General features: G+C 43.3%; 20 protein-coding genes. 10 read left to right on the forward strand and 10 right to left on the reverse strand.

Annotation, left to right across the window (positions count from 1 at the left end; all coding sequences use genetic code 11):
* Positions 1 to 18: 18 nt before the first annotated feature.
* Positions 19 to 1,551, reverse strand: coding sequence for a lysine--tRNA ligase (gene lysS, locus Aso01_RS05235; RefSeq protein ID WP_004936075.1), 1,533 nt, complete (start codon positions 1,549 to 1,551; stop codon positions 19 to 21).
* Between the two features lie 255 nt (positions 1,552 to 1,806).
* On the opposite strand from lysS, the gene Aso01_RS05240 reads away from it, so the two are divergent.
* From Aso01_RS05240 to oxyR, 5 genes are all read left to right on the forward strand, one after another.
* Positions 1,807 to 2,319, forward strand: coding sequence for a YqiA/YcfP family alpha/beta fold hydrolase (locus tag Aso01_RS05240; RefSeq protein WP_004936072.1), 513 nt, complete (start codon positions 1,807 to 1,809; stop codon positions 2,317 to 2,319).
* A gap of 272 nt (positions 2,320 to 2,591) precedes the next feature.
* Complete coding sequence (rubA, locus tag Aso01_RS05245; protein ID WP_004936070.1) at positions 2,592 to 2,756, forward strand: rubredoxin RubA; 165 nt, start codon at positions 2,592 to 2,594, stop codon at positions 2,754 to 2,756.
* 78 nt (positions 2,757 to 2,834) lie between these two features.
* Positions 2,835 to 4,016, forward strand: coding sequence for a rubredoxin reductase RubB (rubB, locus tag Aso01_RS05250; protein WP_004936067.1), 1,182 nt, complete (start codon positions 2,835 to 2,837; stop codon positions 4,014 to 4,016).
* Positions 4,017 to 4,068: 52 nt separating this feature from the next.
* On the forward strand, positions 4,069 to 5,007 hold the full coding sequence (gene estB / locus Aso01_RS05255; protein ID WP_004936062.1) for an esterase EstB: 939 nt from the start codon (positions 4,069 to 4,071) through the stop codon (positions 5,005 to 5,007).
* A gap of 13 nt (positions 5,008 to 5,020) precedes the next feature.
* Positions 5,021 to 5,929, forward strand: a complete 909-nt coding sequence (oxyR, locus tag Aso01_RS05260; protein WP_004936057.1) for a LysR family transcriptional regulator OxyR — start codon at positions 5,021 to 5,023, stop codon at positions 5,927 to 5,929.
* 60 nt (positions 5,930 to 5,989) lie between these two features.
* On the opposite strand, the gene ppk1 is transcribed toward oxyR, so the two are convergent.
* The gene (gene ppk1, locus Aso01_RS05265) at positions 5,990 to 8,065 is read right to left on the reverse strand and encodes a polyphosphate kinase 1 (RefSeq protein WP_004936054.1); all 2,076 of its coding nucleotides are present in this window, start codon (positions 8,063 to 8,065) and stop codon (positions 5,990 to 5,992) included.
* A 117-nt stretch (positions 8,066 to 8,182) separates the two neighbouring features.
* Positions 8,183 to 8,857, reverse strand: coding sequence for a monofunctional biosynthetic peptidoglycan transglycosylase (gene mtgA, locus Aso01_RS05270; RefSeq protein ID WP_004936051.1), 675 nt, complete (start codon positions 8,855 to 8,857; stop codon positions 8,183 to 8,185).
* Positions 8,858 to 8,938: 81 nt separating this feature from the next.
* Between mtgA and Aso01_RS05275 the strand changes: the two genes are divergently transcribed.
* Positions 8,939 to 9,751 carry a rhomboid family intramembrane serine protease gene (locus Aso01_RS05275; protein ID WP_004936049.1) on the forward strand — a complete coding sequence of 271 codons (813 nt, stop codon included), beginning with the start codon at positions 8,939 to 8,941 and terminating at the stop codon, positions 9,749 to 9,751.
* Positions 9,752 to 9,765: 14 nt separating this feature from the next.
* Here Aso01_RS05275 and Aso01_RS05280 read toward each other — a convergent pair whose 3' ends face one another.
* Positions 9,766 to 12,243 carry an ABC transporter permease gene (locus tag Aso01_RS05280; RefSeq protein ID WP_004936044.1) on the reverse strand — a complete coding sequence of 826 codons (2,478 nt, stop codon included), beginning with the start codon at positions 12,241 to 12,243 and terminating at the stop codon, positions 9,766 to 9,768.
* The gene (locus Aso01_RS05285) at positions 12,240 to 12,944 is read right to left on the reverse strand and encodes an ABC transporter ATP-binding protein (protein WP_004936041.1); all 705 of its coding nucleotides are present in this window, start codon (positions 12,942 to 12,944) and stop codon (positions 12,240 to 12,242) included. The genes Aso01_RS05280 and Aso01_RS05285 overlap by 4 nt, the downstream gene beginning before the upstream one ends.
* Positions 12,945 to 12,992: 48 nt before the next feature.
* Between Aso01_RS05285 and Aso01_RS05290 the strand changes: the two genes are divergently transcribed.
* Positions 12,993 to 13,622, forward strand: a complete 630-nt coding sequence (locus Aso01_RS05290; RefSeq protein WP_171063745.1) for an arylesterase — start codon at positions 12,993 to 12,995, stop codon at positions 13,620 to 13,622.
* A gap of 38 nt (positions 13,623 to 13,660) precedes the next feature.
* On the opposite strand, the gene Aso01_RS05295 is transcribed toward Aso01_RS05290, so the two are convergent.
* Entirely contained in the window at positions 13,661 to 14,275 is a 615-nt protein-coding gene (locus Aso01_RS05295) for a carbonic anhydrase (protein ID WP_004936033.1), read from the reverse strand.
* A gap of 277 nt (positions 14,276 to 14,552) precedes the next feature.
* Here Aso01_RS05295 and Aso01_RS05300 point away from each other — a divergent pair, with 277 nt between their 5' ends.
* Positions 14,553 to 15,554: a hypothetical protein gene (locus Aso01_RS05300; RefSeq protein WP_004936031.1), complete on the forward strand. Its 1,002-nt coding sequence runs from the start codon at positions 14,553 to 14,555 to the stop codon at positions 15,552 to 15,554.
* A 27-nt stretch (positions 15,555 to 15,581) separates the two neighbouring features.
* Here the strand turns inward: Aso01_RS05300 and Aso01_RS05305 are convergent, their stop codons facing one another.
* Complete coding sequence (locus tag Aso01_RS05305; protein WP_004936029.1) at positions 15,582 to 17,771, reverse strand: TonB-dependent siderophore receptor; 2,190 nt, start codon at positions 17,769 to 17,771, stop codon at positions 15,582 to 15,584.
* A gap of 166 nt (positions 17,772 to 17,937) precedes the next feature.
* Complete coding sequence (gene nfuA / locus Aso01_RS05310) at positions 17,938 to 18,576, reverse strand: Fe-S biogenesis protein NfuA (RefSeq protein ID WP_004936028.1); 639 nt, start codon at positions 18,574 to 18,576, stop codon at positions 17,938 to 17,940.
* A gap of 155 nt (positions 18,577 to 18,731) precedes the next feature.
* Here nfuA and Aso01_RS05315 point away from each other — a divergent pair, with 155 nt between their 5' ends.
* Positions 18,732 to 19,349: a rhomboid family intramembrane serine protease gene (locus Aso01_RS05315; RefSeq protein WP_039910033.1), complete on the forward strand. Its 618-nt coding sequence runs from the start codon at positions 18,732 to 18,734 to the stop codon at positions 19,347 to 19,349.
* Positions 19,350 to 19,580: 231 nt separating this feature from the next.
* Positions 19,581 to 21,119 carry a hypothetical protein gene (locus Aso01_RS05320; protein ID WP_004936023.1) on the forward strand — a complete coding sequence of 513 codons (1,539 nt, stop codon included), beginning with the start codon at positions 19,581 to 19,583 and terminating at the stop codon, positions 21,117 to 21,119.
* A 31-nt stretch (positions 21,120 to 21,150) separates the two neighbouring features.
* Here the strand turns inward: Aso01_RS05320 and dsdA are convergent, their stop codons facing one another.
* Together dsdA and Aso01_RS05330 are read right to left on the reverse strand one after the other, a co-directional pair.
* Entirely contained in the window at positions 21,151 to 22,476 is a 1,326-nt protein-coding gene (dsdA, locus tag Aso01_RS05325; RefSeq protein ID WP_004936021.1) for a D-serine ammonia-lyase, read from the reverse strand.
* 122 nt (positions 22,477 to 22,598) lie between these two features.
* Positions 22,599 to 24,227, reverse strand: a complete 1,629-nt coding sequence (locus tag Aso01_RS05330) for an inorganic phosphate transporter (protein WP_004936016.1) — start codon at positions 24,225 to 24,227, stop codon at positions 22,599 to 22,601.
* Positions 24,228 to 24,399: the final 172 nt, after the last annotated feature.

Genomic DNA, 24,399 nt, shown 5'->3' on the forward strand with positions numbered 1-24,399 from the left:
TGCTACGCAGAAAAACGCTTAGGCATCTTTACGGCGCATATGCGGGAACAATAAGACGTCACGGATACTTGGTGCATTGGCAAACAACATCACCAAACGGTCAATACCGATTCCCTGACCTGCGGTTGGCGGTAAACCATATTCAAGTGCTTCAATAAAGTCTGCATCGTAATGCATCGCTTCATCATCACCCGCGTCTTTTTCTGCAACTTGTGCCAAGAAACGCTCTGCCTGATCAATTGGATCATTTAACTCAGAGAAACCATTCGCCAGCTCACGCCCCCCGATAAAGAACTCGAAGCGGTCTGTAATATGCGGATTATCATCATTACGACGAGCCAAAGGCGACGTTTCAGCTGGATATTCGGTAATAAAGGTTGGTTGACGCAACTGTGTTTCCACTGTTTCTTCAAACACAATCGTTTGCAATTTACCTAAACCAAAACTTGGCTTCACCTGTTCTTTTAACTCATCTTTTACAAATTGAGCCAAGAACTCGCGATCCCCAACATTTTCAGCTGTGAATTGTGGATTGTGCTCCAAAATCGCATCAAACATTGAAATCTTTTTAAATGGACCTTTAAAGCTAAACACTTCTTCGCCATACGGCACATCGGTGCTACCCAAAATATCTAGCGCCAGTTTTTCCAGCATGTTTTCGGTTAATTGCATCAGGTCTTTATAATCTGCATAAGCCTGATAAAACTCGATCATGGTAAATTCAGGATTATGACGCGTCGAAACTCCTTCGTTACGGAAGTTACGGTTAATTTCAAACACACGCTCGAATCCGCCCACCACCAAACGTTTTAAATACAGCTCTGGTGCAATACGTAAATAAAGCTCCATATCGAGTGCATTGTGATGCGTAACAAAAGGTTGTGCTGAAGCGCCACCCGGAATTACATGCATCATTGGCGTTTCGACTTCCATAAAACGCTCATTGGTTAAGAAGGCACGAATGCCTGCAACCACTTTGGCACGGATTTCAAAGGTCTTACGCGTTTCTTCATTGACAATCAGGTCGAGATAACGCTTGCGATATTTCGCTTCGGTATCGGTCAGACCGTGAAATTTGTCTGGTAAAGGACGAAGTGATTTGGTCAATAGCTCAAAACCTTCAAGGTGAACATACAAATCACCTTTACCAGAACGACCAATATAACCTTCAGCTGCAATAATATCGCCAAGATCAAGGTTGCTCTTAATGGTATCTAAGGTTTCTTGCGGCAAGCCTTTGCGGTCGACATAAAGCTGGATACGACCCGTCATGTCTTGAATCACCATGAACGAGCCACGATTAAGCATGACACGACCCGCAACTTTAACGTAGGTCTTTTCGGCGCCTTCAATCTGCGCTTTGTCTAAATCTTTAAACTGTTCTTGCAAGTCAGCCGCATAGTGCTCACGTTTGAAAGTATTTGGCCAGACACTTTTGCCAGATGCCTTGGCATTGTCTTGAATCTGTTTTAACTTGGCATGACGCTGTGCAATTAAATCGTTTTCGGAAATAATAGGTTCGGAAGTCGATTGAACGTTTGGTTGCGTCATCTCTGCCTCGATAAGATAAAAAAATGAAGTCGTATAGCTTAACAGAACTCGTTACAATTTCGTATGTCTTCTTTACGCCCGCACATGAAAAAAGTTATTTTCGCTTACATTTTTGTTGAAAAATCGCGTAAATCTTAGACCAAACGCTAAGATAAATTTGAAACATCACTCGGTAAACTAATGATTATTCGATCAGGTCTGGATAGATCCAATGCCTTGAAATCTCTTTCGTTAGCATGAGTCTATATAATCATAATGATGTTACCGCGTTTAAAAATTTTATTTATGCATGGCCTAGATTCTTCGCGTGAATCGACAAAATTCCATGCCATTCAAAGCGACAATAAGTTCTGTATTACGATTGACTACCGTAATCTGAACTATGAAACTGTTGCGGACTTTTATCAGAACATTGTGCTGACAATCAAGCCTGACGTATTGGTCGGACACAATTTGGGCGGCTACTGGGCCTTAAAACTGTCTTCGCAGTTTAAGCTTCCTGCAATTGTGGCCAATCCGAGCATTGCGCCGAGCTTTCGTGAAGATTATCCAGCGCTGGCTCTACAAGAACTCGATAACGACAACCCCAAAATTGCCTATTTAGAGCTTGGAGATGAAACGCTCGACATGTATGAAATTAAAAATTTGCTCGAAGATTATATGTTGGTCGATGCCATTGAAGGCGGACATCATCGTTTAGAACATCCAGCGAAACTCAATACGCTCATTGAACATATTAAAAACGAGTATTTCCAGCCTTTACGCTAAAGAAATAGACAAACGTAACGAATAAAAACCAAACAAATCCGCCTGATAAAAGGTGGAATTGCCCAAATAACATCAGTTTTGTCCTGATCAGCCATTTTACTTTTATTATGAAAGATTAAACTCGTGTATTCACTTTACTTAGATGTCGAACTGCGCAAGAATCTAAGCCAATATGAACACCGGTAATGTTTATATTCAAAGTCATGATTAGATCATATGGAATTGTTTTACTGAAAGGCAGCTGACGCGAACTTATCAGGTTGGAGAATCAAATGAAAAAATATCAATGCATCGTTTGTGGGTGGATTTACGACGAAGCTGAAGGCTGGCCACAAGACGGCATTGCACCAGGAACCAAGTGGGATGACATTCCTGACGACTGGACCTGCCCAGACTGCGGCGTTTCAAAAGTCGATTTTGAAATGATCGAAGTTTGATTATTTATTTTAAAAGACCATGTCCGTTTACATGGTCTTTTTGATTGAATCTGTTTTATTAAGTTTTGGAGAAAAAGAATGCATCCTATCGTCATCATTGGATCAGGCATGGCGGGTTATACCCTTGCTCGTGAGTTTCGCAAGTTAAATCCTGAACAGGCATTGGTCATGATTAGTGCGGATGATGCAGTCAATTACGCCAAACCAACCTTATCGAATGCCTTAGCAGGTAACAAGGCACCTGAACAAATTCCGTTAGGTGATGCAGCGAAAATGAGTGCTCAGCTTTCGATGGACATTTTGTCCGATACCGTTGTAACAGCCATAGATCCAGATCAACATGAACTGACTTTAGAACACAACGGACAAACACGCCAACAACCCTATTCCAAACTGATCTTAGCCGTAGGTGCCAATCCAATCCGTCTGGCGATTGGTGGTGATGCAAGCGATGATATTCATGTGGTCAATTCATTGATTGATTACCGGGCTTTTCGAGAACGCCTTGCAGAGCGTGATGATAAACGTGTGGTCATTTTAGGTGCAGGACTCATTGGCTGTGAGTTTGCCAATGACTTACAGCATACGGGGCATCACGTTACCGTGATTGATCTTTCTGCACGTCCATTGGGCCGTTTGTTACCTGCACATGTAGCTGAAGCATTTCAGAGTAAGCTTGAAGCGAGCGGTATTCAGTTTGTTCTTTCGACCACCGTTGAGAAAGTTTCAAAAACGAATGACAATCAAGACTATATGGTAACTCTCGCCAATGGACAAACGTTGCTTGCCGACGTTGTACTTTCCGCAATTGGTTTACAGCCCAATATCGATTTAGCCAAACAGGCGGGAGTGACCACTAGCCGTGGCATCTTAACCAACAGTTTGCTTGAGACCAATCAAACGGATATTTATGCCATTGGAGACTGTGCTGAGGTCAATGGGACGCTCTTGCCTTATGTCATGCCGATTATGCAACAAGCACGCGCACTGGCCAAAACCCTCAACGGCGAGACCACGCAAGTGCATTATCCAGCCATGCCTGTGGCGGTGAAAACACCAGCTGCACCGCTAACCGTTTTACCTGCGCCAGTCGACGTAGACGTGAATTGGGAAACTGAAACCTTTGAAGACGGTATGCTCGCTAAAGCGTTGGATAGCTCAGAAACGTTACGTGGTTTTGTTCTGCTTGGAGCAACTGCTGGTAAACAACGCCTAAGCTTAACCAAATTGGTACCTGACTTAATGCCTGCACAGGCTTAGATTTTTATTATCAGGGCATTCAGGGGAATGTCCTTTCTTTACGGAAATAAACATGAATCGTGCTTTGCAGTTTAGCGCTTCGCCGTATACCGCCTTTATGCATGAAACCAAAGTCAAACTCAGTAACGACTTGGAATTGCATGTTGAGGTGGGTGGTAATCCGGCTCATCCTCCCCTACTGTTAATCATGGGCTTAGGCGCCCAGATGCTATTCTGGCCCGATTTTTTCTGTAAATCCCTTATCGATCAGGGCTTTTACGTGATTCGCTTTGACAACCGAGATATTGGTCTGTCCTCTAAAATTCGCAATAAAGGCAAACGGCTAAATACCCTTAAGCTCATGGGGCGTTTTGCACTCGGGCTTGAAAATCAAGGTGCACCTTACACTTTATATGATATGGCTGAAGATGTTGCCCTGCTCATCGAAGCCATGCATCTAGATCGGGTGCATGTAGTCGGCGCATCAATGGGTGGCATGATTGCACAGATTTTATCTGCCAAATATCCTGAGAAAGTTGAAAAGTTGGTCCTGATGTTTACCAGCAATAATCAGCCTCTATTACCGCCTCCATTTCCAAAACAACTATTTAGTCTAATTGGTAAGCCCAAAAGCACCGATGAAGATGGTATTATTAATCATAGTCTGAGATTATTCGAAATTATTGGATCACCGGGATATGTGAATCAGGTCGAAGCAATACAGACTGCGCGTAAACTGTATCAACGAAGTTATCATCCTGCGGGTGTACTTCAACAGTTTTTAGCAATATTATGTACGGGGTCCTTACTACAACTAGACAAACAGATTACTCAGCCCACCCTTGTGGTACACGGCTCGAAAGATCGGTTATTACCTCCTAGTCATGGTAAGGCTGTTGCAAAAGCAATTAAAGGCGCTAAGTTTGAATTAATTGATGGAATGGGACACGATATTCCGCCCCATTTTATTCCTCAGCTTAGTCACTTAATTGCGAATCACTTTAGATCATAAGCATTAGGACATTATGGCTGCATTACCCTCCCTAAGACAGCTGTCATATTTAGTAACACTGTCGGAAACATTGCACTTCACTGAAGCAGCACGCCGCTCGTTTGTCACTCAATCGACACTGTCTGGCGGTATCATGGAATTAGAACGCTTGCTTGGTGGCGTACTGGTTGAACGAGATCGTCAAAACGTGCGTTTAACACCTTTAGGGGAACAAGTCGTTGCACGCGCCCGAGTCCTGTTAGCAGATGCTCAAGATCTGATGCGACTGAGCCGTGAAATGAGTGAACCGCTGACTGGTGATCTTCATCTTGGTATTATTCCAACGATTGCACCTTTTATCTTGACGCAACTACTTGAAGAAGTGCATAAGCAACTGCCAAAAATTCAGTTGCATCTACACGAAGCACAAAGTGAAAAAATTGTTGAACGTCTTGAACACGGCAATTTGGACATGGTGGTGCTGGCTCTACCGTTCGATACGCGTGGACTCAAAGTTGTCGATATTGCCAAAGAAAACCTGTTCTTGGTTTGCAACAAACACGATAAGCATGCGTCTTCGGCGCAGTCTCTCGATGACCTCGATTTATCACGTTTGATGCTGCTCGAAGAAGGTCATTGCTTACGTGATCATGCACTCAGTGCTTGTCCGGTTGGTGAACGTAAAAATGACAATCGCTTAAAAGCCAGTTCACTTCCTACACTCGTAGAAATGGTGTCTTCAAATCTTGGCTTTACGTTATTGCCAGAAATTGCAATCAATACGCATATGCTCAAGTTTAACGATGACTTGATGGTGAAAGAAATTGAAAATGCACCAAGTCGTGTTCTTGCATTGATTACACGTAAGAGCACACCGCTTCAAAGCGAATTTGATGTGATTTTAGATATCTTAAAACGTATCACATCGTCATTAAGCGATTAATACACCCAGTTAAAATAAAAAAGGAGCCCGTTTAAGGCTCCTTTTTTTATGAGAGATTAATTAAGCAAATAGTGAAATCAGGGTTTGTTGGGCATTATGCAGTTCTTCCCCTTCTTTTGCTTGTACGCGTATCCATGTCCCATCTCCTTGAAGTAACCATGCTTGCTGATTATCTTTGAGGTAATTCACCAGACCTTGCTGATAAATTCGCTTTTTCAGCGCTGGGTCTTCAATCGGGAAACATGCTTCAACACGATTAAATAAATTACGATCCATCCAGTCTGCACTTGAACAGTAAATTCGGGCATCACCATTGTTGCTAAAGTAATACACGCGGGTATGCTCAAGGAAACGGCCTACAATTGAACGCACACGGATATTTTCCGACAGCCCCGGTAAACCTGGACGTAAACAGCAAATCGAACGAATAATTAAATCGATCTGTACGCCTGCTTGTGATGCTTCATACAATTTATTGATCAGCTGCATTTCGGTCAGTGCATTGACCTTGACAATAATCTGCGCCGGCTTACCTGCCTTGGCATTGGCAATTTCATCGTCAATATAATTGAGGAGTTGAGCGTGTAGGGTAAATGGAGCATGCAACAACTTTTTCAGTTTGGCCATTTTACCCATACCAGTGAGTTCCTGAAAAATGCGATGTACATCTTCACACAACTCTTTGTCTGTGGTCATGAGGCCATAGTCGGTATAAATCCGTGCATTACCAGCATGGTAGTTCCCCGTGCCTAAGTGCACATAACGTACCAGCTTGTTATTTTCACGGCGTACCACCAGAATCATTTTGGCATGGGTTTTATAACCAACAATGCCATATACCACCACTGCACCGGCTTCTTGCAACACATTTGCCACCGCAATATTTGACTCTTCGTCAAAGCGCGCACGCAATTCGATCACTGCCGTTACTTCTTTACCGTTACGCGCTGCTTCAACCAGCACTTGGACAATTTCTGAATCAGGACCACTACGATAAAGGGTTTGCTTAATTGCCAAAACCTGTGGATCACGCGCAGCTTCACGCAATAAATTAATTACAGGTGCAAACGATTCAAACGGATGATGCAGTAAAATGTCCTGTTTTTGCATGGCAGCAAAAACATTCTCAGACTTTTTAAGCACCTTTGGAATAACAGGTGTGTGCGAGTCATAACGCAAATGTGGACGTTTGAAGTTTGACAATAAACGGGCCAAATTGACTGGACCTTCCACCTTATAAAGCTGATCTTCATCCAGATCAAATTCTTCGAGCAGATAGTTATAAATATGTTTTGGACAGTTTTCTGTTACTTCTAAACGTACGGCTCGACCAAAGCGGCGGGAACTCAGCTCACCTTTTAGTGCTTTAGCCAAATCTTCAACATCTTCATTGAGTGCCAAATCTGCATTTCGTGTAACACGGAATTGATAACAGCCCGTTGCGGTCATGCCCGGAAACAGATCAGACACATGTTCATGGATAATAGCAGACAACATCACATGATGTTCTTTACCTCCTGTAAGCTCGTCGGGTAAACGAACTACACGCGGTAGTGAACGCGGCGCCGGTACAACTGCTAAGTCAATTTGACGGCCAAAGGCGTCTTTACCTTCGAGCGTAATTACAAAGTTAAGGCTTTTATTGACCAAACGCGGAAATGGATGTGCAGGGTCTAAGCTGATTGGGGTGAGTACTGGCGCAACCTGCTCTTGAAAATATTTTTTCACCCATGCCGATTGTGCAGGGGTAAGTTCGCCACGGCGCAAGAAACAGATATCTTCGTCACGTAGTTTTGGCAATATTTCTTCATTTAAGATACGGTATTGACGCTCAATCGCGGCATGTGCTGTTTGTGAAATTTGCTCGAGTACCTGTTTAGGCGTCAGACCATCGGGGCTTCGGCTTTCGTTACCCAAATCTAGCTGCTCTAAAATACCGGCCACACGAATTTCAAAAAACTCGTCAAGATTTCGTGAAAAAATCAGTAAAAAATTCATGCGCTCGAGCAAAGGATGGAGCGGATCAACCGCCTGCTCTAAAACCCGAAGATGAAAATCTAAAATGGATAATTCACGATTAATATATCGATCGTTATAAGTATATTCTACTGGTGTCGTTGTTATCGCAGTATTCATGCGCCAACCCTATCTACAAAAGCTTCGTGATTGAATTAGTATGCTTCAAAATTATTTCAATTACATAAAAAAACGCACTAAAAGTACGTTTTTTATATTCAATACACATCTCAATTCTTAAGGAATTTGACTGTAGCGCATATATTTTAGTGTAAAGCGCTGTTTAAAACGAAATTTGGCGTCGTTTCGATTGTTTTGATAGTACTTTGGATTGGGGAGTAAGGCAGCCAAAAACGCAGCTTGTTCTCGGCTTAAGTTTTTAGCACTGCGGTTAAAGTAATATTGAGATGCCGCCTCTACACCATAAATATGTTCACCAAATTCAACCGAGTTCATATACACTTCTAAAATACGCTGCTTCGACCACATTCGCTCCATCATCCAAGTCGCAATCGCTTCTTGGCCCTTGCGCAAAAAAGAACGCTGATTGAATAAAAATAGATTCTTGGCCAACTGCTGCGAGATAGTCGATCCACCATTGACCACTTCACCTGATTTTTCATTTTTTTCTAAAGCGTACTGAATACCATCCCAGTCAAAACCATGGTGCTGCAAAAACTTGCCATCTTCGGCAGCCACTACTGCTCGCTTGAAATTATTACTAATATTGTCATAGTCACGCCAATGGTGTTGAAGCGGTTTAGAGGGCTCTGACCACGATGCAATGCGCATAAACATGCTGGTATTGACAGGCTGCGTGCGCCACCATACTAAACTTGCAAAAATCCAAAGTTGAACCAGAAGTACAACACTGACAAGTGCCAAAATAACACGTACAAAAAAACGTTTCATGTCAGCGCTTTTCTCCAGAGAGTTTGTAGTTTCATGCTAAGCTACTTTATCGCTCTTATTGAATGATTACAAAAGCATAGCATGACTGATCTAAGACCACCTCAGATGAATCGTAAACTTGACCTCTACAGTTGGTGGATTACAGCTGTACTGATCATGATAAACGTGGGTTTATTTGTCTGGCAGATCATGCATGGCGTAGATGCCAGTAACCCCACCACAGCCGATGCCATTTACTGGGGAGCCGATTTTGCGCCGCTCACCTATCTTGAGCAACCGGCTCGTCTGTTTACCAGCATGTTTTTTCATTTTGGCTTGATTCATCTCATGCTGAACATGTGGGCATTGTATGTGTTTGGCAACATTGCCGAGCAACTACTCGGACGCGGGTATTATCTGGACCTGTATATTCTGGCCGGACTGGCCGGGAGTCTGCTCAGTGGTTATATCACCATTCGTGACAGTTATGCACTACTTGAAAACTTTGATCCAAGTTTACTACCCCATGTGGGAGCCGGTGCCTCTGGCGCGGTGATGGGGCTTGGCGGCGCACTCACAATACTGGCCATATTACCTGCATTGCCGAGGCAACGTTTTATTCTCGACAAAAAAGCGTTATTGATCATTATGGCGATTAACTTGGCCTTTGGTTTCATGGCAACTGGCATCAATAATGCTGCGCATATTGGGGGGATGCTCATGGGCGCATTATTGGCACTGATCTGGTATGTGGGCCAGCGCTTCGCCGTGAGCACAGTGGCAAAACTTGTCGGCTTAGCCACGGGGAGTGTATTGTGCTATTTAGCTTATCAATACTGTCTCAGTTTGTTGGCGCCTATTTTAGAGCTGTGGCAACACATTCTGATGCAAATGAAAAGCCAGCTTAATCTATAAGCTGGCCCATTGAATCAAGATTGATTCAGCTCTCTTAGACTTTGCAGTGGCGGAATGTCACATAAATAACTGAGGCGATAACGCCCAATCAGGGCACAGACCACCATCATTGTGAGTGGTAAAATCAACCAGATTTCAGGATGCCACTGAACTGCAATGTTCATCTTGTAACTGGCAACTGCACTAATCACTTCTGCAAATAAACATGCCACAATCCCAGACAACAAACCCATTAATCCGACTTCAAGCATTAGCAATTGTTTGAGCTTGCTTTTGGCAATACCAAACGAACGTAACACAGCCACTTCCTGACGCCGCTCATCCATTAAAAGATTCAAACACGCAATTAACACCAATAAGCCCGAAATACCGACCAATACGGCAAGTACAGTAATAATTTTCACCAAAACACCGACCAGTCGTTTGACTTCTTCCAAGATCAAGCTGACATCGATAAAGACGGTATTGCTAAATTGCTGAATAAGCCCCACCAGTTTGGCTTTGTCTTGCGGGGGAACATAAAAACTCCCTAAATAACTGCCTGAATTCTCATCAATGGTCGATGGTGAGAAAATAAAGAAGAAATTCGGACTGAAACTTTCCCACTCCACGGTTCTTAGGTTAATCACTCGGGCAGACAACGGACCTTCAGGCAATTGAAAGGTCAGTTTATCGCCAATTTTAATCCCCAGCTCTTCGGCCAGTTTAGCCTCTACCGACACTTGATTGACTTGATTAAAGCGCGTTACCCCTGAAACGATTTTATTATCGTCTGGGAATGTGCGTGATTGAGTTAAATTCAGTTCACGGCGCAGTGCATTGTTTTGTTTGACTTGTTCGGGCGTAAAGGCGCGATCGTTTTTAGCCACCAGTCGACCACGAATATTCGGGTATAGCGGCGTGCTTTTCCAACCGTTATGGGTTAATTGCTGTTGTAGCTGCGGCATGTCGAATGGCGGTAAACCATAGACAAATTGATTAGGCGTCCCTTCAGGCAATTGTTCTTGCCAGCGCTCAAGCAAATCGACCCGTAAGACACTCAGCACCGTAATCAGACTGATTCCTAACGCCAAAGCCGTAATTTGGATTGCACTCTGATGCGGTAAGCGCACATAGGCTGAAAGTCCGTTTTTAAGGCCTTTGATGAACTTAAGTACACTCCAGACCACCCCATACAGCAACAAACTTAAGAGTAAAATTGCAGCAAGCATAAGTGCGCTCAGTTGAAGGTTATCACTCAACACCAGACTGAACACAATTAGACTAATGATACCGGCAAGAAACATCAGCGCCAGTGAGCGCTTAGACCGAACTTCCTGACGAATCACCCGAATTGGCGGCGTATTTAACAGCTCCCACACACTCGGTAAGATAAATCCGAACAAAACCACCACGCTGGTAAAGATGGCCGTTGGTAATGGGCCAATCCAGATATCCCAGACTGAAAAATTCAGTTGTAACTGCGGCATTAACTGGAGCATGAGTTGCAGTAGTCCAAAGCCTAAACCAACACCTATTGCACTGCCCAGTACAATTGAAATGAAGCTCACAATCGCGAGCAACCCCATATAAGCCCATAAAACCTGTGCCTTGCTGGCACCCAAGCATCGAATCAACGCGATGTGGTCTTGGTTTTGCTGTACATAGCGCTGACTGGTCAGGGCAATGGCAATCCCGCAGAGTAAAATGGTTAAAATATTTGCCAGTTGCAAAAAGGTGTCTAGATTTTCAATCGGTTTGACCAAACGAGTATTACCTTGCGTGGCATCACGTAGACGCAAGGTGGTTGCACTTTCAGAATCTGCTTGCTGTGCACTGCTGCTGTCCGTTTGTTGCAGATGCTTAAATTCATCTGCAAAGCGTTTGGTCTGATCTGGGCGGCCTGCAAGGAGCAACCGGTATTCGATCCGACTACCCACCTGAATGGCATTGGTTTTCGCGACATCATTCTGATTGATGATCACAGTCGGAGAAAAACCAGAAAAACCCAGCTCCTGATTGGAATCATGCGCAATGACGCCTGCCACACGGAATTGACCATCGGCAATATAAACCGTGTCGTTCAGCTTCACTTTCAGCAATTCCATAGCCCGTGTGCTCAGCCAGATCTCCCCTATTGCTGGCGTTTTTTGTGCCGGCTGAATACGCAGTTCACCTCGTAATGGAAAGGCCGAATCAATTGCTTTTACATTGACCATCACAAAGTTTTGCTCGGTGCGTGCCATTGAACTAAACAGCGTGACACGCGATTGTTTGAGTCCATCTTGTGTCGCACGCTGTGACCACTGGTTTGATAAAGGGTCTTGATCGGAAAGCACCAGATCGGCCGCCAGCATTTGCGCAGCTTGTAGATTGACGGCTTGTTTGACCTGATTGTTACTAAATTTTAAAGCAGTGGTTGCGCTGATCGCCAACGATAAGGCAATGATCAATAAATAAAGCCCGCCCGTTCGTAAACTTTGCAACAATAACGGTTTTAAAAGTGAACTCATACATGCTCCACCTTTGCCAGTTCTTCATTGATACGTCCATCGACCAGATTAAAATGCCGCTGACATTGACTGGCCAGTTTTTGATCGTGCGTCACCAACACCAATGTAGTCCCGAGCTCCTGATTCAGTTTAAACAATAAATGTTCAATCTCTTTTGCGGTTTGGCCATCTAGATTGCCTGTAGGTTCATCGGCAAATACCAGTTTTGGCTCGGCGATGAGTGCACGTGCAATGGCAACGCGCTGCTGTTCCCCGCCAGAAAGAACTTTAGGTGTTTGCTCAACTTGACGCTCAAGCCCCACGCGTGCAAGCCATTCTCGTGCTTTCATCTCGGCATCTTTAAAGTGAAATGATGCCTGTAAGCGTAGTGGTAGCATCACATTTTCAAGTGCGCTCAAATGCGGCAGAAGCTGAAAAGACTGAAAAACAAAGCCAATATGCTCTAATCTTAAAGTCGCACGCTGCTCTTCCGACATCCCATGTACTGCCTGACCACACACCCATAGCTCACCCGAAGAAGGTCTATCTAGGGTTGCCAGCACTCCCAATAAAGTAGATTTTCCAGAGCCAGAACGACCTGTAATTGCCACCTGTTCCCCAGCAAAAATTTCCAAATTGATCTGATCTAAAATCGTTAACTGATTGTTATTAAATTGCACAGATTGTGTCAGGTGATGGGCAGAAATTATTGGTTGTGGCATGATGGTCAGTATCCCCTCTGGTGAAAGCATCGACGACTTACTATGCAACTGTATAACATGTTTTTAAAAGGAAAATGGACAAAATGGTTAATTATTGGTTCATTTAGCATCATGCCATTTGCGGTTTCAGCTAAAACGATTTTAGTGGTCGGTGATAGTTTGAGTGCAGGTTATGGCATCAATCCTGAACAGGGCTGGGTTGCACTTTTACAAAAGCGTCTCGATCAGGATGATCCTAAACAGCATAAAGTCATTAACGCCAGTGTGAGTGGAGAAACCACCAGCGGCGCACTCGCACGACTACCCAAATTGCTGCAAACCTACAAACCGCAAGTTATGATTGTTGAGCTTGGTGGCAACGATGCACTTCGCGGCCAACCCCCTCAGTTGATTCGTGCGAATCTTGAAAAACTGGTTCAGCAAGGTCAAGCTGCTCAAGCCAAAGTTGTTTTATTTGGAATGAAAATTCCACCGAATTACGGCAGTGCATACAGTCAGGCGTTTGAAAATAATTATAAAGTGGTCAGTCAAAAGTATAAGGTCAAACTTTTGCCATTTTTTCTTGAAGGGGTTGCGGGCAATAAAACGTTAATGCAAAAAGATCAGATTCATCCAAATGCCAAAGCGCAGTCTATTTTACTCAAAACGGCATATCCATACGTAAAAGGCGCCTTATAAGACGCCTTTTGCCCAATCGTCTGCCGACGTATCAGGACTTAGAAATCAAAAAAATTAACTTCACCTGTCTCAAGTGAGTATTCTGCACCCACGACAATCATTTTGCCTTTAGCAATCAAGTTTTCAAGTACGGCAGAACCGTGTCTTAATTGATTGACTGATGCAAATACATTTGAACGAATGGCATGCATACAAAGTTTATTGTGATCGTGTTTTAAATCAGTTTGCAGCAAAATTTCAACTGATGGACGTACACGATTTACAATCGACATCAGGTTGTCAGAAGGTGGATTTTCTGGATTGAGCAAAGTATCTACAGTAGCTTGTATCGCACCGCAATGACTATGACCGAGTACCACAACCACTGCACAATCATATCGTTCAGCAGCAAATTCAACACTTCCTACTTGCGATGGTGCAACAACGTTGCCTGCCACACGAATCACGAACAAATCACCTAAGCCTTGGTCGAAAACCATTTCAGCCGGTACACGTGAATCTGAACAGCCTAAAATAATCGCAAAAGGGTTTTGGCCTTCTGCCATTTCTGCACGCTCTTGATGGCTCACGAGAGTATGATTGGTGGTTTCACCTTTCATAAATCTCTGATTTCCAGCTTTTAGACGATCCAATGCTTCTTGTGCGGTTAACATTTTGTTCTACCATCCAACTAAAAATTTAGATAAGTTTAATCAGCTCCTTATAGAAAGTCACTGACAAAATCTCAACTCTTACAACAAATTTATATATTGTTATTTTGCAATCAATATAGTTCTAAACAAATGAATTTAAATTACTTTTTATATGGTTGATATTTTAATTTGTGTATTTGAAATAGATAAATCATTTGCCATATTCCATAAAAAGGGTCATTTCAAATTGTGCGGATATCTTTTAGTATGAAGGCATTCTTTTCAAATTAAGCTGAACATGCAAAAACACCCAGTGATTGAACAATTGATCGACGCACATCTGGCATTTTTACAACACGAGTTTTCTGCACCCGAGACCATTCAAGCAGAGTTTTCAAGCTTCTATCATTGGTTCAAACAACAGCAGCTTCAGCACATCTGGTCATTTGAACAGATTCAGCAGTTGATTGAAAAACAAATTTTAAATACCCCTGCAACGGCGTTTTTGATTGATCAAATTGCAGAGCATATTCGTTTTGCTCTGATTCACCCGCTCAATGATCAAACGCTGATTCAAGATGTGATTCCAGTGCTCACCATCGATCGTATCGCACAATACATCGCCAGTAAAAGTGACCACCGCAAGGCATTAATCAAACGGGTCACCAACAATCCCGCGTTTTCAGCTATGGTGAGCCAGTTGATTCAACATGCGATACAAGATTACATGGATAATTCACTCATGGCCAAAAAAGTGCCGGGTGTAGGACGGTTCATGAAAATGGGCAAATCGGTACTTGAATCGGTCACTGATTCAAACCTAGATGCAACTGTCTCAAATTACTTGCACAAGAATATTTCCAAGCTGAGCCAGCTCAGTGAAAGTGTGCTCAATCAGCATTTTAGCGATGATAAGCTCTATCATTTTCAGGCCAATTTATGGCACAAGATCAAACTCCAACCGCTGAGTGTTTTACGCCACTATATTGAAGTTGAAGATTTACCCAACACCGTGTCGATGGGGCATGAAATCTGGCAACATCTTCGGCAGACCGATTACTTAAAACAGCAGGTGCATGATGGTATTTACGCGTGGTATGCACGTAATCAGGAACGTACCTTTGATCAATTGCTTCAAGATCTGAACATCCATGAACCGCTGATTGAACATGAGTTAAGTGCGCTCTTAAAACCTATTTTGAGTCAAATGCTCGAAACACAATACTTGGCGACACGAGCACGACATTACTTAGAAAAGTTTTACTACGCAGCTGAAACACAACAACTGTTAAAGCTATAAAAAAAGCCGCTAATGCGGCTTTTTTTATTAAAATTGATATTTCAAGCTGGCGTAGTACGCTCGTCCCGGCTCGTTATAACTTTGACTCACTGAAAGATCGCGAAGTTTTTCCTCATCAAATACATTACTGATCCCCACACGGCCACTGAACTGATCAGTAAATTTATAGCCCATGTTCATTCCGGCGATGCCATAACTTTTGATACTTTCGGTCACTAAACCAGCTGTATTATCAATATTGGTTTCGACATATTGACGGGGTTTCTGACGACCATATTGCGTATAGACAAAGTTAACATCGGCTTTATCGGTGATCTTATAATTAAAAATCGAGTTGATGGTGTAATTTGGAATCACCGACAGCGGATTGCCAGTTTCTTTGTTCACCGAATCCATCATGTAGGTAAAATTATTGGTCCAACTGATATCTCCCCAATCTAGCGTCACACTGCCTTCAAGCCCTTGAACCAATGCTTTAGGAATATTGGTCCACTGCAAAACATTGTACGTGGTAGCTCCAATGACAACCTGCTGTGACACTTCGGTTCCTGAAGAAATTTTATCTTTATAGTCGTTACGGAACCAAGCCAAGCTGGCATTGACGTTATCTTTTTGGAATTGAATGCCAATCTCTTTATTGACGGATGTTTCAGGTTTTAAATCGTCATTACCTTGAAGGACACATTGCGTTAATCCAATCGGACAGCCATTCCCCTTAGTTGCAAGCAAGTAACCTTCTGCATTTTGATACAAGTTTGGTGCTTTATAGGCACGGGCAATACCGCCTTTGAGCGTGAAGTAATCGCCTAAACGCTGTGTGACATTTAAGCTTGGGCTCCAGTTTGAGCCAGATTTATTGTGATCATCAAAGCGCAAGCCCAAAACAAAGTCGGTACTGTCGGTCATTTTAAGGTTATCTTCCACATATGCCGATGCAATACGTGAATTCATTTTACTGCGATCGCCAGTAGTCAATGAATTCGCATACTCACCCGTTCCTTGAGTGGTATTTCCTGGGTCTTTAAATCGATCTTCAACCCATTCTGTACCCACAGTTAAATTTTGAGGCACATAGAAGTCGAGTGGAATATTCACCTCACCATTTAAGCGCAGTGTATCTAATGTCGACGTGGTACGATTATCCAAACTGTTGATTCGACCCTCTGATGCACCCGCAGTCCCTTCCACAAAGCGCTTATTTTTGGTTCGATCAAACTGCGCAATAATACGGCTATCGCCCCAGTCCCACTTGCCTTCATGGGTCATGGCATAGCTGTCTTTCCACATGGTATTGGTTTCTTTACCAATCAGTTGCGAGAGAATTTCATTTGCGATCGGATCCACATTACTATTTTGTGAATCACCAGCAAATAAATTGCCCTGACGACTGGAAGCCAAATCCAATAACAGCGTTTGACGATCGGTTGCCTGCCATGCAAATCGAGCGCTCAGATCTTTATTTTCTACCCCTTCACGACCAGCAGCTCGCGTACCACTTGGGGTAAGTGGATTAATATCCGCTGCATCATTATCCGTTTTATTGAAGTTCCCATAAATACGATAAGACAGCACATCTTGGATAATCGGACCGCTTAAATTAACACTCACACGATTGGTTGCACCTTCTTTACTGTTTTCAGGCTGATTGCTGAACAGTTCGACAGAACCATGCGTTTCATTGGTAATTTTTTTGGTTTTAATATTGACCACGCCTCCCATCGCGCCATTGCCATAGCGTGCTGCGGCTGGCCCTCGAATTACTTCAATCGATTCAATTGCATCGGCAGGTACCCAGTTTGAATCACCGCGTGTATCGCGCTCGCCACGCCATCCATAACGCACTGAATTACGTGAAGTGACTGGTTTACCATCAATTAATATCAAGGTATTTTCAGGCCCCATTCCTCGAATATCGATCTGACGGTTATTGCCACGCTGACCCGTTGAACTATTTCCAGTCAGGTTTACCCCGGGCATTTTACGAATATATTCTGATACATCATTGACCACCGGCATACGTTCCAAATCGTCTGCGGTAATCACAGACACACCCAATGATTGCTTGATCTGCTCTTCTGCCGTTAAAACGATTTTCTCAAGTTTGGTTGCATCTGGGTTAGATTGATCATCTTGCTGCGTATCTTCTGCATAAGCCACTGAGAACATACTACTGAGTATGGCTGCGGATAAAACTGTACGAAATAACGGCTTACACATTGACATCCCCTTTGTTACAAATATTAAATCAAGCTTAAATTGCGTGACAATTCTAGCAAAAAGAAATCAAATTACAAACAATATTGATAATAATTCTCAATATTAAAAACTAAAAAACCCCTGAGCCGAAACTCAGGGGTTTTCATTACAGCGAATTTATCAAAAGTTATTTGAAGTAAGCGCCTTCTGCTTGGGTGTGGTCGGTTTGATCCACAACGCGCTGAAGCTCAGGAATATGCTGGCGTAAAGTCGTCTCGACACCTTGTTTCAAAGTTACATCAATTGCAGAACAACCTTGGCAGCCACCACCAAATTTAAGTACAGCTGTTAAGCCGTGCTCTGCATCGTCTTGTACTTCGACGAGTGCACAGTTACCACCATGACCTGCTAAGCCCGGATTGATCTCAGACTGGAGTACATAGGTAATACGTTCTTCAATCGATGCATCTGGTCCAACGCGTGGCACTTTAGAATTTGGCGCACGGAATGTTAACTGGCCACCAAAACGATCTTTGTTGTAATCAATCACAGCATCAAGCAGGTACGGAATAGATGGTCCGTCTACATATGCTGGAAAATCTGGATATTCTTGTTTGTAATCGGTGGCAACCACTTCATCCGGTGCACTATAGGCCATACAGCATTCTGCACGTGGCGTACCCGGGTTTTCAACAAAGATACGAACGCCAATACCCGGAGTGTTTTGCTTTTCCAATAAATCCTTTAAATACTCTTGTGCAGTCGGTGTAATTAAAAGATTTGGAATTTCATCTGCAACGGCAGTGTTGGTGTTCTCAGTCGACATATCAATCATCCTCAAGCTGAAGTGCTTATCTTAACTGAAGATGCGGGGGATTTAAAAAAAATCAACCAAATTTGTCGGATTTGTTTTACTTTTGGTATTTATTCATGCTCAAAAAATGGCATGATGGACATCAAATAAAACTTTTTTCTCATCTTATGCTGCATTTACCGTTTAATCATACGATTACCCTGATCATCATTACCGTGATCGTTTCACTGTTGGCTTTTTCCAACCAAAATGTCATGAATCGTCTGATTTTTTGGCCACCTGCTATGCAACGCGGTCAGATTGATCGTTTCATCACCCATGGTTTTGTGCATGCCGATGGCACGCATTTGCTTTTTAATATGATTACGCTGTTCTTTTTTGGCAGCATTATCGAAAGCTTCTATAGACAGTATTTCTTTGATTTAGGCTTTGTGTTGTTTTATTTGGGCGGATTAATTATTGCTATTTTGCCCAGCTATCTCAAACATAAAAACGATACGCATTGGGCCAGTTTAGGTGCATCAGGGGCTGTCTCAGCGGTATTGTTTGCCTATATTTTGTTTGAACCGTGGAAACTGATTTTTGTCTTTTTCATCCCGGTTCCAGCGATTATCTTTGCCATATTGTATGTCGCATATAGCATTTGGTCTGGCAAACGTGGCAATACCAACATCAATCACAGTGCACACCTTTGGGGAGCAGCCTATGGTGTGGTCATGACGATTATATTAGAACCACGTCTGATTCAGCACTTTTTAAACAAACTCACCCAACTGCCTTTCTAAACGCAATGTACTGATGAAGGGGTTTAACGCATTATCGCCTCACTATGAGGCGATAACGTAATAAAGCCAAGCGTTTTACAAAGCACGCATAAAGTCCAACTGACTTCACATGATCAAAATTAAATTTAACGATTCATTTCAAATTTGGTAGTTATTGCCACTCTTTGCAGGTATATACGGTAGATAATGGCAAAATGCTATTGATTAAAAATACATCGTGAGACTTTCTGCATGTCCAATTCACTAGACGGATTACAATTTCCCCTGCTCGAAACCACGCAAAAGCCGAGTACATCTCATACAGGCAAAGCGATCATTTCAGAAGCATTATCGATTGTCGATAACAAGCTCTCTCAGCAGGCGCTCAACGAAAAACAATGGCGCAAGCAGTATCCGGTGTATTTTCGAGCGTTGGTCGAGCATGGCATTCGTACCCGACATCAGAGCGTGAACATTGCCCAGCAAGGTTTACACAAAGCGCACCACAGCTTTGTATTTTACCGCGATGGCATTAAATACCTGCTCAAAGATGTCATGAATGTGGCAAACGTGTCTCCACTTCATAGCGTGACCATCAAAGGTGAAAGTCAGGATGATCCTGAATGGTACGTGCCTTATGGCGGTAAAAAGCTGACGGGACAAGCTTTACTTACTCAGATTCAAGATTGGGAAACGCGCGGCATTATTGAACCAAGCCATGCAAAAGCGTTAAGACTGGCCAGCAGCCACCCTGAATGGTTTGATTTATCTGACCGTACCATGGTGCTGTTTGGCGCAGCCTCAGAAGCTGGCCCGCTCACTTGGTTGTCAAAATGGCGAGCCAATATCGTGGCCGTCGATCTGCCCAATCCAAAAGTATGGGAAAAAATTCTGAATACCGTGCGTAAAGGCAATGCCAAGCTGATAGCACCTTGTGTAGAAAATCTGGATGCTGGCGTATCCTCTGCTGATTTAAAACATAAACTTGGCGCAAATCTACTTACCCAGTTACCCGAAGTGGTCACGTGGTTAAATCAATTTAAATCTTCACTCGATTTGGCTGCGATTGCCTATCTAGACGGCGAAAAACATGTGCGGGTGTCTATGGCCATGGACACGATCATGAGCCTAGTGAGTAAACACAAACCAGATAGCTCACTTATGTTTATGTGTACGCCAACCGACATCTATGCTGTTCCTAAAGAAGTGGTCGAAGCAGCACATCAAAAAGCAGAGCAACGCTCAAACTTACAAAAAGTCTTGACGGCAGGTATTAAGACCCTGACCTTGAAACACTTTTTTCAATCGAGTGAACAGGCACTGATTCGCTCTGACAATGGTAAACACTATGGTGTGGCAGACTGTCTAGTACTCGAGCAAGGCCCAAATTATGCACTGGCAAAACGTATTCAACAGTGGCGTGCTATCTGGGCTCACCAAAATGGTCAACGCGTGAGCATCAATATTGCACCCTCAACTACCACACACTCCGTCACCAAAAATCCAATCCTCAAAGCTGCGTTTAATGGTGCTTCATTGTTTGATGTTGAAGCCTTTGCACCTGAAACCACCAATGCCATTATGGCTGCGCTTTGGGTACACGATTTACGCAATGATGAATGTGCAGCGAATCCGCACACTTCCATTGATCATCCACTAGAGCTGATGATGGAAGGCGCTAACCATGGGGGTTTGTGGCGGGTTGCATATCTGGCACGTACTGCGCTACCTTTTGCGGCGCTTTATGGCTTTGCCTCGGATAAACTGCCTCTGCACTGGCTCAAAAAATAAAAAAAAGCCTGTCAAACTGACAGGCTTTTTCTTAGCTATGCATACTCAGGTACTTGGTCATTTCATCGGGAGGGACCATGCCACCGCCAGTGGCCCAGATGAGATGCGTGGCATTTTTCAACTGCGAGTCACTTAACTGTTGTACTCGCTGATAATCCTGATTTTGAAGTACATGTCCAATTCCGAGTAAGCCTGCTATCGCTGAAGGCTCAAGCTGAATATTCTCAGTTTGATTGAGCAATTGAATAAACTGAAATAATTGTGTATCCGAGACCGTCACATAGGCATCGATCAGATCTTGCATGGCACGACCAACAAAGCCAGAGGGGCGCCCTACCGCCAGTCCATCTGCCGCAGTATGATTATCTAGGCCAATATCTTGTACTGAAATTTGGTCATGTAATCCGGTATAAACACCCAAGAGCATACACGGAGAATGCGTCGGTTCTGCAAAAATACAATGCACATGCTCACCAAAAGCATGCTTTAAACCAAAACTGACGCCTCCTGGGCCACCGCCTACGCCGCAAGGCAAATAAACAAATAATGGATGCGCCGCATCGACCTTGATTTGATGATCGTTGAGTTGCTGTTTTAAACGCAAGCCTGCAACAGCGTAGCCCAGAAACAGGGTTTTCGAATTTTCATCATCTATAAAAAAACATAAAGGATCGTTTTCGGCGGCTTTTCGGCCTTGTTCGACCGCCACGCCGTAGTCACTGGCATATTCCACCACATTGACACCCAGCGAACGTAATTTGTCTTTTTTCCACTGCCGAGCATCGGCTGACATATGTACGCTCACACGAAAGCCAAGTTTGGCACTCATGATGCCTATCGATAAACCTAAATTTCCTGTAGATCCTACAGCAATTTGATGCTCCGCAAAAAATTGACGAAAAGGTGCTGAATCAAAGATTGTATAGTCATCATCTGGCTGAAGTAATCCTGCCTCAAGCGCCAACTTTTCAGCATGTGCCAATACCTCATATATCCCACCTCGTGCTTTAATCGAACCTGAAATGGGTAAGTGACTGTCTTTTTTTAACCACCATTGCCCTGTGGTAGGTAAATTGAGCGTAGCACAGGCATGTTTTTGCATGTTAGGGATAGACACCATCTCAGATTCAATCCGTCCATGTGAAGCTTCTAGCTCAGTAAACACTTTAGCCAAATAAGGTGCGAAGCGTGTTAGACGCTGTTCGGCATCTTCAATATCGGCACGGCGAAGACCAACCCCATTTAGACCGTGCTCACACTCCTTGATTTCAGGTGGATACCAAAAGATTTCTTGATAGTGTTTTAATGCATTGATTAACTGATCATGTTGTAGCGCAGATGCAAGAGATGACATCATGACGGCAAAACCCTGTAAAGCTTATTGATTATCTGCTTTAAACTTATACGTGTTTGAGCGGAAAATAGAAATATTGCGACATAAAAAAAGGCCACCCATGTGACCTTTTTTAGAATAACAGTTTAACCAACAAACTGTAAGAACACCCAGTATAAACCACCGGATAAACAGATAGTTGCTGGCAAGGTAAAGATCCATGCCGAAATAATGGTTTTTACTGTTGCAAAGTTCAAACCAGATTTGTTCGCCACCATGGTCCCTGCAACTGCACTGTTCAAGACGTGTGTGGTCGAAACTGGCATACCTAGACCATCTGCTGCTGCAATGGTGCTCATGGCAACGAGTTCAGCAGACATGCCTTGACCATAGGTCATGTGGTTTTTACCAATACGCTCACCCACAGTCACCACAATACGCTTCCAGCCTACCATCGTGCCCAAGCCAAGTGCCAAGGCAACCGCAACCTTCACCCAGTTAGGAATATACTGTAAAAAGCCATCAAGGTTGCTACGATATTCTTTTAAGGTATCTTGTTGCTGAGGAGTCATTGCAGGAAGTGCTTCAGCTTTTTCCAAACGTTTAAACGTTGTGGTGCTCAAGTACATATCATTACGAATTTCGCTGACTGCCTGCTCTGGGATATCTTTTAAATCGCCATACTGTCCTACGCGCTCACCCAAGTGATCTGTAATGCTGGCCAATGCCGGTAAAACTTCAGGGGTTTGCTCTTTGGTCTGGATAAACTTGGTCAGTACAACACGCGCCTTTTCATCTTGCATTTCATTTTGGTTGGCATGCAAGACAATTGCCGTTTCACCTGAAAGTTGCTCAAACGATTTAAGATACTGTGCATCCAAGTTCTTGTTGAGCGAGTACGCCAAAGGAACCAAGCCAATCAGGATCAGCATAATCAAGCCCATACCTTTCTGACCATCGTTTGATCCGTGTGCAAAACTTACACCTGTACAGGTAAAGATCAAAATTGCACGAATCAATGGTGGTGGTGGCTTGTTGCCTTCTGGTGGCTGGAACAATTCAAGCTGACGGCGAAATACTTTTTTCACCAGCAAAAATAAGATCGCAGCAAATGCAAAACCGATTAAAGGAGAAAAGAGTAACGCTTTACCGACCTTGATCACCTGATCCATATCGATACCGCTGGTACCCGTCGATGCATTTAAAATGTGGTTCATGATGCCCACACCTAAAATCGAACCAATCAAGGTATGCGAACTTGATGCTGGGATACCCAAAAACCAAGTGCCTAAGTTCCAGATAATCGCTGCAATTAAGAGCGCGAACACCATGGCAAATCCGGCACCACTGCTGACATTCATAATCAGTTCAACAGGAAGTAACGCAATAATACCGTAGGCAACTGCACCACTGGCCACCATCACGCCAAGAAAGTTACAAAAGCCCGCCCACATCACTGCAACAGGTGCAGGTAAGGCGTTGGTGTAAATGACCGTCGCCACAGCATTGGCTGTGTCATGGAAACCATTTACAAATTCAAATCCCAAGGCAATAAACAATGCCGTTGAAAGGAGAATAATAGAATACAAATTTAAAGGTGGAACATGCGCTAAATCAGCATTGACCTGAAATCCAATATAAATCAGAGTCGCAACGATGACCGTAAGAAACACCGGCATAAAAAACTTCGGTGTCGGTACGTGTACATTCGTCGATTTCGCATGTGAAGGTTCCACAGGCTTTGAATCCGAAACAGGGGGAAGATTTGAATTCATGCAGACGGTTCAAGGGGATCAATAAAATCCCCTTATTCTTAAATTAAATTATGACAATTATATGACAAACGACGCCCTAATGAAGTCAATTTTTACTCAATTAACTTCATTTTTCGCCTAAATTGCGCTATTTTTTTAACGCAAAATAAAATTATGTTTTTATATTTCAAAA

Source organism: Acinetobacter soli, from assembly GCF_000760595.1.
Taxonomy (GTDB): Bacteria; Pseudomonadota; Gammaproteobacteria; order Pseudomonadales; family Moraxellaceae; genus Acinetobacter; species Acinetobacter soli.